Below are 13,335 nucleotides of genomic sequence, written 5' to 3'. Positions count from 1 at the left end.
TCTCGCATTGGATCGTGCACCCTGTTCAGTCAAAAGGGAGTGCATTTCAGCCAGTAGGATGGACATGGCCACCGAATAATACATCTGTATTCATCCGTTGAATCCAACGGTGATTTTTCTCTTTACACCCTTCTGGCATTCCGCTACGAATTTTTGCTGTGGATCATTTTAGACTTGTTTCGGGTTCGAATTTTCCATGGAATGATGACTGGGGAAGGTGCAGAATGTATGCAAAGCCAATCCTTGCAAGCGTCCTTTCCTTAGCTTTGTGGGGATGCGGGCCCTCCCAGTCCGCCCCGGTCCAGTGCCTGCCCAGAGGAATTCAGCTCCCCGAGGCCGACAAGCCTCGGATGAACGCGATGTCGGAACGTGCGGCGCGAACCACGGTCTATTTCGACCTTTCACTCAGCATGGTGAATTTTCTCGACGTGTCGCGAACCACGGGGTCGCAGGTTCCGGCCAACCATGCCCGGTCGTTCCAGTATGGTGCACTGTTGCGGCGCCTGCCGCCCATCCTGACTCAGATATCGGATTCGGTCGTCAAGGCGGGCTTCAGCGACAAGGGGCGGCAGGGCAACGATGGCAGGTTGCGGCCAAGATACGACCTGACCGATGCGCAGATCCGCAACATCACCGACACGGAATGCTTCGCATCCAACAGAAGGCAGGGCCGCCTCCAGTGCCTGTCGCTTTACGCCGGCAACCAAAGAACCGACTTCAGCGGGCTTTTCCCGGACGTCGAGGCACGGGTGGACAGTGGCGAACTGGTCGTCATCGTCTCCGATCTCATGTCCTACAACGCAGGCCAAGCCGGCGATTTCAACGACGTGTCCGGCCCCTTGTCCGGCCTGATCCGACAAGGCAAGGCGGTGGCGCTGCTCACCGCCGCCGTGGGATACAACGGGTCTGTTTCCGACATACCCGGAGCGCCGATCAAGGAGTTTGCCGGAAAGGTGCCGTTGCACATTTTGGTGGTTGGAACGTCGGCGCAGGTTGCCGCGGCGCTGAAGGCCGTGGACGAGGACACCGCCTTCCGCACTTTCCGCGCGAACAACCCGGACCAGTGGCATGCGGTGCTGTTCGACCGCAGCGCCATTGCCGAGACCCGTCTGGGGCGGCCAGAGGTCGAAACCCCGTTGCCGCGGGGCGTGCTTCGAACCGGCGGCGGGATGGTGGAGGCCGATTCCATGCTCGGCCAATTCATCGTCGGCCGATCGAACCGCGGTGAGGAGGCGAGCCGCAAGATCAGCATCGCATGGCCGGTCGGACGGCGGAATTCACCCGTGCCGATCGATTACGATCTTCAGCCCGACCATCAGGTGTGGGCGTACACCCTGGGTGGCGGCCGATGCCAGGACGGATGGGTGCAGAACACCGACGCTGTGCTGAAGCCGGACGCGCGACCCGTCGGTGTTTCGGCGTCTGAGCAGCCAATCCGCCAGACGCTCTTCGACTCCGGCGTGCCGTTCCAACTCGCCTCCAACACGGTCTATCTCTGGCGACTCGGATGGCGGCCGGGGGGTGTCCGGATACCGACGTCCGAGGTCGACTTCCTGAAGACATGGAGTGTCGACGCCACCGGGATCGATACCCTGCGCGACCAGATCGCTCGGCGTGGCGGTGGTGGTGTCTTCCCGACGTTCGACCTTGCGGCGCTTTACCAGGACTTGTGGCAGGCGGCCTATGGTGCGAACCCGTCCGGTTCGCAGTCCGAAAACAAGTCCGCCCTGCTTTCCATCATGATCCAGTGACCGACCGTCCGCCGCGTGGAAGGGGTTCGACCGATGATCGCCATTCTCAAGAGAGGCTTCTACGGCGCCGTGTTCCTTGTGCTCCCACTTGTCATCACAAGCTTTCTGACGTTCTACGATCTGACGTCCTTCCTCTCGAGCAACGCCGCGGTCGTCATTCAGATCGCCAATGCGTCCCTCTCGTCGAACAACGAGCTGCCGATCATTCTCCAGCTCGTCGTTTACTATCTCAACGATGTGATGCGCAACGTCATGTGGGCGGCAATGGCCGCAGGTGTTTTTTTTCATATCTATGTGTGGTACCGGCGGAAGATCTATAAAAGCGGTTTTCCTTCGGCCGCGGTCAGGCTGAGAAGAGCCAGCCTCGTCATCATGATCCTGGCGCTCATCCTTACGATAGTGCTCGTCGTTCTCAGCCTTTATCCCATTGCGCAGACTTTGCTGGCGTCCGGACGGATCGCAAACAGCCTTGTCTTTCCCGCCCTCGTCGCCAGCATCACCGGCGTGCTCGGGCCGTTCGGCTCGTTCGTCACCGAACTGTTTCTCGGCTTGTCCGCGATCATAAGAATTCTGGGCTTCTTCCTGCCGAAAGTCGTCGGTTTGGCCGCGCTCCTTCTGCTGGTCGTCTTCGTGGTGAGCTATTACGCGACCTGTCTGGCGATCAGGCCGGTGTTGACGCCGCGCGTCAGCGCGCCGGCGGTCAGCCGCTCGGGGCCCTTCGGCTGGCTACACCGCGCATCGGCGTTGGCGGTCGATCTCCTCATCAACTGGTTGAAGCTCGACGCACTGAAAGGCCTGGAGGCCGCGCAGATCATCGCCGGCATCGTCTCCGGCCGCAGTGACGAAGCGACCAGCCGCTGATCCATCCGAGCGCCCACGTCAGACATAGGATGCTTCCGAATGGCAACGAACTTCCATCTCATCGGCGTCGGCGGCAGCGGGGCCAAGTCCGTGGCGGCCTTCGTCCATTGTTGCGCGGCCGGCCTGGCACCCCCCTCGGTCACCGTCAGCCTTCTTGATCAGGATGCGAGCAACGGCAACGTTTCGGAAGCGTCCGAACTGATCAGCACCTATCGAAGCCTGTACCAGAGGCTGGGCAAGAATTTGCCGCCATCGCCGGAGCGGATGACCCTGTTCGGCAGCGAGATCGCCAATCCCCAGAACGGAACGGCGCCGGAGACGCCACGCGTCTGGCTCCCGCTCGGAGCGACGGTCACGACGATGGGCGAGCACTTCCAGTACCCCAGGCTGAGGCCGGAAATCAAACATCTCGTCAGCGCCCTTCTCAATCAGCATGAGGAGATCGGCCTGCAGTTGGACCGTGGTTTCCGCGGGCGCCCGGCGGTCGGAGCGGTGGTGCTCTCGTCGCTCGGGGCGTCCCACCCTCTGCTCGATTACCTGGACCGGATCGCCAATGACGCGGGGCATCAGCAGCGTGTCTTCCTGGCAGGGTCGGTCTTTGGCGGCATGGGGGCTTCTGGCCTTCCGACGGTGGCGCGGACGCTCCGGAATCTGAGGAGCGCCCCGGGCCGGGGCGGCCGACGGGCGGCGGCGCGGAATGGCTCCTTCAACATCGGAACCGCCCTGCTGTTACCCTATTTTGAATTTCCGGATCCTCCGTCCGGCACCGCCGCGGCCGAGGAAATCGCTGTGACGTCGGCCCAAATCCCATGGTCGAGCCGCATGGCGCTGGAATACTATCACAGCCAGATCGACGGTGACGGCGGGTCCGATATCTTCGACCACCTGTATCTTGTCGGTCAACAACCGCTGACATCCGTCGATTACTTCAGCACGGGTTCCCGTGATCAGCGGAACCCGGCTTTGTTGCCGGAAATGCTGGCGGCTCTGGCTGGCTGCCATTTCTTTGCCGCGGAATCAATTCCGTCGGGCAAGATATTCCGTGCCAGTCACCGCGACAGCCAGATCGGGTGGGAAGATCTGCCGCGCGTGTGGTCCGTCGCCAACGCACACGAGGTGCGAATTGGCATGGCACAACTTCTCCGCTTCGCCTTCGCTTACCGCTACGCTTATTTCCCGTGCATCCATGGCGACCGGTCAGCCAGGACCTACGGTGGCTTCGACTGGTACGCGAAGCTGATCGGCCGACGCGGTCTGAAGGGCGACGACATCGACACCGCGAAGGAGCTCAACCGGTACTGCACGCTGCTGCTGCGGTGGATCGCGGACATCTTCTACAGCTACAAGAAGATGTCCACGGGTGGCGAGACGGCGCTGGGGCTTTTCGACGTCAGCCGCTTTTCCGTGGATCCCCGCGTGCGGACCCGGACGGCTGCGGGGACCGCCGCGATCAACGACGTCGCACTGATGGGCGACCATCCCCGCTCTGCTGCCACCAGGGACAGGGAGCCGGCCGCCGTCAAGGACGAGGACGTGCCGGGTCTGGCCGAGGCGTTCACGGAGCTGGTCGGCGACGAAGGCAAGGGCGGCGCTCTCGACCTTCTCTATATCTACGACGCCCTGGAGCGAAGCAGGCCGCGCGCGTCTCCCGGCCTGACCGCGTTCGTCGATGCGCTGTGGCGGGCCTGCGCCACGATACCCGCTGCGGATGCCCCGAAGCTGCCGCCCTGGTGGCAATCAGCCTGACGGTCGATCCTGGAGAACAACGCCATGGCCGCAACCCCGTTCTTTCCCCCGGTCAGTGACCGTGGCCGTGTCGCCGCCACGGTGTCCGGCGTGTGGGAGCCGATCGCCGAGCGCGACTTCCTGTTGCGGCTTGCCGCCGGGCTGACGATACACACGCCGGAGGGAATCAATCTCTCGCAGGTGCGGGCGCTTCCCGATGTCTGGGGGCAGTTGGTCGCCTTCCACGCGGCCTGGGCCGATTCCCGCCACCCGCTCACATCCGTGGCAAAGGCGGAGTGGCGCGGCCTTTTGGCGCTCATCGGCTTGGCCGACTGGCACAAACTTCCTCTCCACCGTGTCGAGGTGGATCTCGATGACCTCATCACCAATCCGTTCATCGGAGGATCGGAGGCCGACCCCGATCTTCCGAATCTGGCCAAGGTCGTCGATGCCTTCCTGCCGCGGCACGAGCGCGAAGCGCTGGACGGTTGGCGGCACACGTCGGTCCTCCTGCTGGGGCGCAAGATCGAGGAGGCGCAGGCGATCGCCCTGATCCAGCCGTCCACCCTGTTGGTTCCGTCACGCACCTATTCGCTGCCGCGGGAGGAGTTCAGGATCTCGTGGGTTGCCGACGGCGGCTACCCGTTGACCGATCCGGTTGCGCATCTGGATATCCGGGAGCGGCAGGCGCTGCACAGTTACGTCAAACGGCTTCACGAGGCGGTGAGCAGGTGGCAGGTGGCCGCCAACAGCCGCCGCCAGCCCCTGGTGACGATGACGCTGGGCCGCCTCGCCGAATTCTGCCGCGATCTCGCGGCCGAAAGCTCTGAGGAATTCGAGACCTCCGATACGTTGGTCGGAAGCCCGCCGCCCTGGCACAATCTGGCGCCGCTGTTCAAGGTTCCGCGCCGCAACATGCGCTCGGGCAGCGACACCCGGCTGATGGTGCGGCGCGAACTGGCCGACGGCAAGGTGGCCGGAGCGGTGCTCTACGGTTCGGCCATTGCCAAGTCGTTGCGCGGCCGGGAACTGTCCGTGTGGGGCGACTACAAGCTGGACGGCATGGCCTTGCCGAATCAGGAGTTCTTCGAGGAGATCGCCCGCCACGCGGCGCGCGACGGCCTTGTCATGATCGACGCGGACACCTTGCTCGCCCCCACGCTGATGCAGGTCCATCACGGTGAGCTTGCAACGGAGATCGACACGCATCGTGAAGACTGGCGCCGTTTCATCCTGCCGGTGGACCCGCGTTTGCTCGCCTTCCTCACCACCAACGAGATCCATGATAATCTCACGCTCGAAAAGACGCGCGACGGATACGCGGTCTCGCTTGCCCTTCCGCTTCAGACGCGGAACAACAGCCCGGTGACCGCGCATATCCGGCGTGAGTATTCGCGGAACAACAACACGCTCATTGACGTCCACCTTCCGGCGAGCCTGGAAATCTGGCCGAACTTCAAAGCGGAAGGGTGGCGGCATCATTACATCGATGCGACCGATTATCTCGATCAGAATGGATCGGTTGGCAACTACGCCCGCCTCGTGGGAGTGGTGGCGCCGCGGGAGATCGTCTCCTCGATTCAGCCCGACGGTTCTGACAACCTGGTGAAGGCGCTGTCGGGTAATCTTGATGGCGATACCTCCTACTGCAAGACTCTGACTGTTCCCAAGGTTGGAAATTCCAGCCGGAGGTTGCGCTTGGCGGCCGGGGCACCGGAGGCCCTATCCTTCGACGCGGGGAACGGTCGACGCGGCATCATCGCCCTGTCCTGGGAAACACCCGCTACGGTCGCCGGATCCTGGAAAGTTGCGATCGATTTCGGGGCAAGCGGCACGACCGTGGTCGTCGAAAAGCCCGGCCGTGTCGATGCGAAGAACCCGCAGCCGATGCGTTGGCGACGCAGCATCCTGAAACGGTCGCTGCGGCCGACAGGTGTGGCGTTCGACCTCGGGCGGCTTCCCTACCATGAGCTTGACTGGCCTAATCCGTCCATGCTGGTCGATCCCTCACGTGTTGACGCCGGCGAACTGGATGACCGGCTTCATGTCTTCGAGCGCGCGGTTCCCATCAACAGGCATGAGGAAACCACCCTCTGGCGAGGATTCGTCACGGGCAGCCTGAGGACGGAGTGGTTGCAGTTCGGCTTGAAGTACGGCCGCAGCATCGGGTCTTCGGTCTCGTTCGACGAAGCCACCAATCACTATCTGCGCACGATCCTGCTGGAAGCAGCGGCCGAGGTGGTCGGATCCGGCGGAAGGCTGGACAACATCCAATGGCTGGCGGCCCACCCGGCCAGCCTGTTCCGCAGCGAGGTCGACGCCCTTCTGATCAACCTTCGCCGGGTGGTGGGCTATGTCGAATCGTCGCTCGCGCCCCGCACCAACGTTACGGCACACCTGGAAAACCGGGCAACGACGGAGTTCCTGGTCCGGACATCGGGGGAATCCGGCAAACGCCTGTCCATCGTGTTCGACATCGGCGGCTACAGCACGGACATCGCCATTTGGAACAACGGCGCGATGCTGTGGACCGGATCGCTGATGGTGGCGGGCCATTCGATCTTCAACGATTACTTCGGTCGCAACCCCGAACGGATCGACGATCTCGTCAACGGGGCTTCCGGCGAACTGAACACCGTGATCCAGAGGACACGCGGTCACCCGGCCTCGATTGATGTCGACAGGCGCGCGCGCGGCATCGTGGAGATGCAATTGCGGCAGGACAGCATCCGTACCGCCCTCGATCGGATCCAACCCGCCACAGTGACGCAGGGCGGGCTGGCGCGGTTGAAGAACGTGATCCGGTTCGCGCACGCCGCCTTCCTCGACTACCTGCACCTGGTCATTGCACGCTTGGGCCTGGTGGAGGAACTCGAGATGGGAGTCAACCTGTTCTATGGCGGGCGCGGCGGTCAGCTTATCGGGTCATTCCTGGGGGATTCGGTCGTCGAGGCAGACGCCCGCCGATATCTGTGGCCCGACGGCTGCATCCGCTCGATCACCCCCGTGTTCAGCTCCTCTCCCAAGAACGAGGTCGCGCGCGGTTTGCTGATGATCGGTCACGGCGAGGTGCCGTCGGCATCGACGTTTCTGCCGATGGGCGAGCGGTTCGAGACGAACGGGCCGAATGGTGTGCACATCGGCCACCCCGCCGATGCGCCCGTCACCGGTGACCTCGTCGCGTCCATGCGCCGCCGCGTGGATCTGACCCGGTTCCAGACCTTCGCCGATTCCTTTTCGAGCCTCTTCAGCGAGCCGGCAACCATTGCAAGGAGGGTTCAGTTCGAAACGACTGTCGAAACCGAGTTCGACATTGAAATCGAACGGGCGAAACTGGCGCTGAAGAGAGCGGGAGGCCATGCGGAGACGATCGAGGCACCTTTGCAACCCGTCTTCTTGCTTGCCGTCCGGACGGCCATCCAACGGTGGCACGAACTGCCGTGAACATGCTCTGTTGGCTGGGGACGGCGCTGCCATCACGGGTGTGGATCGGCGCGCTGGTGCTGACGACGGGTCTCGCGGGCGCCGCCGCCGCTGAAAAGGTGACGGAACCGCTCTTCGAGGTGAAGGCAGCCAGCGCCCAGTGCCAGGCGGCTGCCGACGCGATCGGAGCGGTGTTGAAACAGGTCGTGGCCGACGGCGGCAGGATTGAGCGGGGGACCGGTCAGAGACCATGGACCGTCACGCTGCCCGCGCAACTGAGCCGGATCGAAGACCTGCAGGCTAGCGTGGCGGCGGCACCTTGTCGCATCGACGGGCTTTCGGCGCTGAATGCAGAGTCCATACGGGATTTCTTGAATAGCCGGACCATCAAGAGCAAGAAGATCCCCATCGCGGACAATCTATCGCGTTTCGAACTCGTGTTCGACGACATATCGGCCGGGGCAACAGCGCAACAGCCGTCCGGGGCCGGGGGGTCGCAGTCACCAACATCGTCCCTTAGCAACGCAAACGTGGCAGCCGATTCACCGCCGAACCCGGGAGAGGCTGCCGCCAAGGGGCAGGAGAGCGGACCTCCAGTCACGAGCGGCCCTGTGGTCATCTCCATAAGCACGTTGCAGCCTGCGGGCTGTCAGGAATTCACAACTACGTTCATAGAGGTTCTGAATGAATTCCAGAAAAATGGAGGAACGATCAGGTACGACCGGAACTCCGGACGCTGGTTCGTGACCTCGCCCGCCACGCATGCGTCCTTGTTTGCGGAATACGGCCGGCGGTTCAGTGACGCGACTTGTTCGCTTAGGCATCGCTTGAAAGCGTTCAACCCGGACACATTGGCGGATCTGCTCAATAGCGACGAGGTCGCGGTTGTATGGTCGGGAGGAAGCGATCGGCAGAACCGGATCGACATCGCCATGATCGGCGATGGGTTGTATACGCCGGGTGACCTTTGGCAGTCCATCGAGGCATTCGTCAATGCGCGTGTCGATCCCCGCCATGTGCCGGCGGTCGCGGTTTCCGGGGTGCTGGCAAGTGCCCTGTGTGCCCTCGCCGTACTGTATCTGTCCATCAGGCTCTGGTGGTTGAAATGGTCTTCGGCGCGCGCGAAGCTCCGGCACAAACCGCAGGAAGCACTCACCGATCGCATGAACAGCCTTGTCGAGGTTGTGGCGGCGGTCAGCTTGGAACTGCAGAAGATCACCTCGTTTACTCGCAACGACCTTCCCAATCTCATCAAGGACAACACCGAACAGATTATTACCGAGATGCTGCGGCGAGATCCGCCACCACCGCCGGCTGCACTGCTGGAGCCGGCATGGCAGCGTGCCCGATCGGCTTACGCGGGTCCCCCCACCGGCTTCCTCACCGACTTCCAGAGAGTTATCTCCGGTGTCGGCGATGCCGAATCCTTTCGGAGGAAATGGAAGCCAGAGGTTGTTGAGCTAATCAACAGCGAAGCAAGGCAAAGCAGCTTCACAGTCGCACCGCAACTATATACAATGCAAGGGCCACAAACAGAGACTTATTTTTGGTTGATTGATTTCGATCAAAACGGCAAATATCTTATACCATCGCCTTCGATGTGGAAAGCAAGAGTGCATTATTTGAGGTCGGATGGCATTATGATGGCGGTGTTGTTTGATGGAATTTTCAATCGGAGAGAAGGTGGGGAATTCTCTTTGCTCGAACCGGCGTGTGTCGATGTGAACGGTCAGGCTGTACATGTCCTCGAGCCGGGCGTTCTGATTATCCCCCCGCAGGGGTAGACCCGAGGTCAGGACGATGAACTGGGCCGTCGCAGGATTGAACTGAACCGCCCCGGGTTTCCTGGCAACTGTATTCAGCGGAATTATACCGGCGAGCGCTTGAACTGACCTTTTCAAGCGCTCGCCGGCCGCCGCGACCGCGGCGGCGCGCCCATATGGGCGCGTGAAAGCCAGCGTGGCGCTTGAACGCAATACGGCAAGTCAATTCATTGGCTTGCCGGTATTATGTAGCCCCCGCCACCAGCCTCCGCCGCTCCTCCCTTCTGGCCCAGCTCGCGGCCGCGGATCGAGAGCGGCGCCGTCTCCGCTCCGATCTCCGCCATGTGGACGGTGAACCGCGGTTCACTGAAGGCCCGCGGAATGCCACCCGCCACCCAGAGCGTCGGGGGATTTGTTGGCTAAGACGCGGCTCCTGGTGCTATCGAACCGGTTTCCGATCGAGGGGCAGAATGACTAAGAATGCGACTTGTTCGCAATGAACTTGTGAGCTAGCGTTCGGCGCAAGGAAGGGTTCGATGATCGCGCCATCAATGCCGTTTCATCCCAGAATGGAAAGCAGCACGGAAGGCATCACCATCCTCGGTGATCTCCAGTGGCGCGCCTGGAACGGCATGATCGCGGACGTGTGGAGCGTCGCCTGCGAGCGCGAGGCGCGGGGGGAGTATGTGTCGCAGGCTCCCCGCCTCGTCGTCGTCCTTGATCAGGTGGGGGAGGGTGGCCTGCACGTGACCGCATCGCCCGGCCGCGGCGAGGGCGACCGGCTCAGCCGGCGCGAGCCGCTCAGCTACGTGCCGGCCGGTCTGCGGGTATGGTCGCGGACGGAGAACCTCCGCCGTCTCACCCATCTCGACCTGCACTTCGACATGTCCGTCCTCGGCGGCCGGTTCATGGAGGACCTGGACCTTCGGGGCATGGACACGCCGCGGCTGAAGTTCTCGGACAACCGCCTGCTGGCCGTGGCGCGGCTGATCGCGGCGGAATGCGGGCCTTCGGGCAACCTGCATGATCTCTACGGCGAGAGCCTGATGGCCGCGCTGTTCGTCGGCCTTGCGCAGGCGGGACCCCGGACGGATGCGCGGCGGACCGGGCTTTCGCCGGGCCAGCTGCGCCGGGTGGTCGACTACATCGAGGAGAACTGCACCCGGCCGATCCGCCTCTGCGAGCTCGCGGAACTCACCGGGTTGTCCACCACCTATTTCTGTTCCGCCTTCAAGGCATCCACCGGGGTGCCGCCCTACAAATGGCAGATGCGGGCGCGGGTCGAGCGGGCCAAGACCCTTCTCGCCACCTCGGGCATGACGTTGGCGGGTGTGGCAGCCGCGGCCGGCTTCTCCGATCAGGCGCATCTGACTCGCGTGTTCCGGCAGCTCGTCGGCACGACACCAGCCGCGTGGATGCGGGAGCTTACCGGCTGAGGCACGGCGGTTCCCCTGGGCCCGGTCGATTTTCGAAAGATCGTCCAAGCCGCCGAAAGAGCGTTCAATCCAGCCTCACTGTGCATCTGCTAATCATTTGCAAGCTCCAAACGGTATCGGTGCGGCTTCCTCCGAAGCCGGTTTGCCGGTGGTGCACAGTGACAAAGGTCCATACCGCCATGATACTTATTGGGAAATCGCGTCTGACCCGCCTTCTCCTGAGCGGCACGGCGGTTGCCGGGTTGTTGTTGCCGGCATCCGCCCACGCGCAGGGCGCGGCTCCGGCGGTCGTCCTCGACCCGGTGACGGTTGAGGGGCAACGGACGCCCGACACCACGACAAGCCCGGTGCGCGGTTATGTGCCGGCCCGCTCGGCGACCGGATCGAAGACGGACAGGCCGGTGGAGGCGATCCCGCAGTCGGTGTCGGTGATCGGCCGCGAGGAAATGGACGATCTCGGTGCGCAGAAGGTGGACGAGGCGCTGCGCTACACCCCCGGCGTTTTCAGCCAGCCCTTCGGTCCGGACAGCGACACCAACTGGATGTTCATCCGCGGCTTCCAGGCGACGCAGACCGGCGTTTATCAGGACGGGTTGCAGCTCTACGCCTACGGCTTCGGCGGTCAGTTCGTGGACAGCTACAATCTGGAGCGGATCGAGGTCCTGCGCGGCGCATCCTCCGTGCTGTACGGCGGCAGCAACCCCGGCGGTCTGGTGAACTACGTCACCAAACGGCCGGGTGGGGCGCCGGTCCACACCATCGAGACCGGCATCAACGAGCACGGCACGGCCCACCTGGGTCTCGACTACAGCGACGCGTTCAACGAGACGTTGAGCTACCGGCTCACCGGCCGCATCGCCGGCGGCGACACCTACACCGACTTCGCGGACGGCTTCCGCGGCACCATCTCACCCAGCTTCCGGTGGGCGCCCAACGACCGCAACACCCTGACGGTGCTGACCAACTACACCGACATCGACGAGACGCACAATGGCGGCGCCTTCCTGCCCTATGTCGGCACGGTGGTCGACGCGTCGTTCGGCCGCATCGACCGCGAGGCCAACTTCACCGAGCCGGGCATCGACAAGTACAGGCGCCGGCAAGTCTCGCTTGGGTACGAGTTCGAGCACCGTTTCGACAACGACATGACTTTCCGTCAGAATGCACGCTTCGGCTACAGCAGGGTCCACGAGGTCTCGGTCTACCCCTACGGCTACAACGCCTTCTCGGCGGTTCCGACCGATCCCGACAACCTGTTGTCGCGCATCAACTTCGAGCACAAGACAACCGTCCGCAGCTTCCTGGTCGACAACCAGCTCGAAACCAAGGTGACGACCGGCCCGGTGGCGCACACGCTGCTGGCGGGCATCGACTACAAACACTTCACCATGGATCAGGTGCAGCTCTCCGGCTCGGCGACGCCGGTCAGCGCCACCAACCCGGTCTACGGTGCGCCGCAAGGTCCGCGCTTCGCCTACATCGACCAGGAGCTGACGATGCGTCAGCTCGGCGTCTATCTTCAGGACCAGATGAAGTTCGGCCAGGGTTTCCTGCTGACGTTGAGCGGTCGTCATGACACGGCCACCACCTACGCCGACGGGACGCCGGCCTACGACGGCACCGACCGCAAGCTCAGCGGCCGCGCCGGCCTCGCCTACGAGTTCGCAAACGGCCTGACCCCCTACGCCAGCGTCTCGACCTTCTTCAACCCGGTGCTGGGCTCCTCGCCGGTGGCCGGGGTGTTCAAGCCGGAAAGCGGCCACCAGTACGAGGCCGGCGTCAAGTACCGCCCGCGCTGGATGGACGGCCTGTTCACCGCCGCCCTGTTCGACCTGACCCGCCGGAATGTGGTGACCGGCGCCTTCAACGCCGAAACCCAGCTCGGCGAGGTCAACTCCCGCGGCATCGAGCTGGAGGCCAAGGCGAACATCACCGAGAACCTGAAGGCGACCGCCTCCTTCACGACGATGGACATCGAGATCAAGAAGGACGCCAACCCGGCGGTGATCGGCAAGTCGCCCTACATCGTGCCGGAGACCCAGGCCTCGGCCTTCCTCGACTACAGCTTCCGGGGTACGGCGCTCGACGGCGTGTCGGTCGGTGGCGGCGTGCGCTATATCGGCTCGTCCTGGGCCGACAACGAGAACACGCTCAAGGTCCCCTCGGCCACCGTGTTCGACGCGCGGGTCGGCTACACGCGCGACAACTGGGGCGTCAACCTGTCGGTCACCAACCTGTTCGACAAGGAGTATGTGGCGAGCTGCCAGACGCAGTTCTCCTGCGGCTATGCGGAGGCGCGAACCGCTTTGTTGACCGTGAACATGAGCTGGTAGGCCGACCCCGCGTCCGGCCTGGACCGTTTCCGCGGCGGTTCCG

General features: G+C 63.3%; 7 protein-coding genes. All 7 read left to right on the top strand.

Going from position 1 to position 13,335, the window contains the following annotated elements; all coding sequences use genetic code 11:
* Positions 1-350: 350 nt before the first annotated feature.
* Positions 351-1,751, top strand: coding sequence for a hypothetical protein (locus tag HL658_RS18675; protein ID WP_180286125.1), 1,401 nt, complete (start codon positions 351-353; stop codon positions 1,749-1,751).
* Between the two features lie 33 nt (positions 1,752-1,784).
* Positions 1,785-2,612, top strand: a complete 828-nt coding sequence (locus HL658_RS18670; RefSeq protein ID WP_180286124.1) for a hypothetical protein — start codon at positions 1,785-1,787, stop codon at positions 2,610-2,612.
* 39 nt (positions 2,613-2,651) lie between these two features.
* Complete coding sequence (locus HL658_RS18665; protein WP_180286123.1) at positions 2,652-4,358, top strand: hypothetical protein; 1,707 nt, start codon at positions 2,652-2,654, stop codon at positions 4,356-4,358.
* Between the two features lie 24 nt (positions 4,359-4,382).
* Positions 4,383-7,781: a uroporphyrinogen decarboxylase/cobalamine-independent methonine synthase family protein gene (locus HL658_RS18660; protein WP_180286122.1), complete on the top strand. Its 3,399-nt coding sequence runs from the start codon at positions 4,383-4,385 to the stop codon at positions 7,779-7,781.
* Positions 7,778-9,544, top strand: coding sequence for a hypothetical protein (locus HL658_RS18655; protein WP_180286121.1), 1,767 nt, complete (start codon positions 7,778-7,780; stop codon positions 9,542-9,544). Before HL658_RS18660 ends, HL658_RS18655 begins: the two co-directional genes overlap by 4 nt.
* 548 nt (positions 9,545-10,092) lie before the next feature.
* Complete coding sequence (locus tag HL658_RS18650) at positions 10,093-10,959, top strand: helix-turn-helix domain-containing protein (RefSeq protein WP_246337700.1); 867 nt, start codon at positions 10,093-10,095, stop codon at positions 10,957-10,959.
* A 179-nt stretch (positions 10,960-11,138) separates the two neighbouring features.
* Positions 11,139-13,292 (top strand): TonB-dependent siderophore receptor, encoded by a 2,154-nt coding sequence (locus tag HL658_RS18645; RefSeq protein WP_180286120.1) that lies wholly within the window; start codon positions 11,139-11,141, stop codon positions 13,290-13,292.
* Positions 13,293-13,335: the final 43 nt, after the last annotated feature.

It is taken from the genome of Azospirillum oleiclasticum, from assembly GCF_013423485.1.
In the GTDB taxonomy this organism is placed as follows: domain Bacteria; phylum Pseudomonadota; class Alphaproteobacteria; order Azospirillales; family Azospirillaceae; genus Azospirillum; species Azospirillum oleiclasticum.
This window is presented reverse-complemented; position numbering and strand designations above follow the sequence as displayed.

What these genes read in the sequence shown, in the direction of transcription:
- HL658_RS18645 (WP_180286120.1), top strand. Translation starts at nt 11,139, where the DNA reads ATGATACTTATTGGGAAATCGCGTCTGACCCGCCTTCTCCTGAGCGGC.
- HL658_RS18660 (WP_180286122.1), top strand. Translation starts at nt 4,383, where the DNA reads ATGGCCGCAACCCCGTTCTTTCCCCCGGTCAGTGACCGTGGCCGTGTC.
- HL658_RS18650 (WP_246337700.1), top strand. Translation starts at nt 10,093, where the DNA reads ATGGAAAGCAGCACGGAAGGCATCACCATCCTCGGTGATCTCCAGTGG.
- HL658_RS18670 (WP_180286124.1), top strand. Translation starts at nt 1,785, where the DNA reads ATGATCGCCATTCTCAAGAGAGGCTTCTACGGCGCCGTGTTCCTTGTG.
- HL658_RS18665 (WP_180286123.1), top strand. Translation starts at nt 2,652, where the DNA reads ATGGCAACGAACTTCCATCTCATCGGCGTCGGCGGCAGCGGGGCCAAG.
- HL658_RS18675 (WP_180286125.1), top strand. Translation starts at nt 351, where the DNA reads ATGAACGCGATGTCGGAACGTGCGGCGCGAACCACGGTCTATTTCGAC.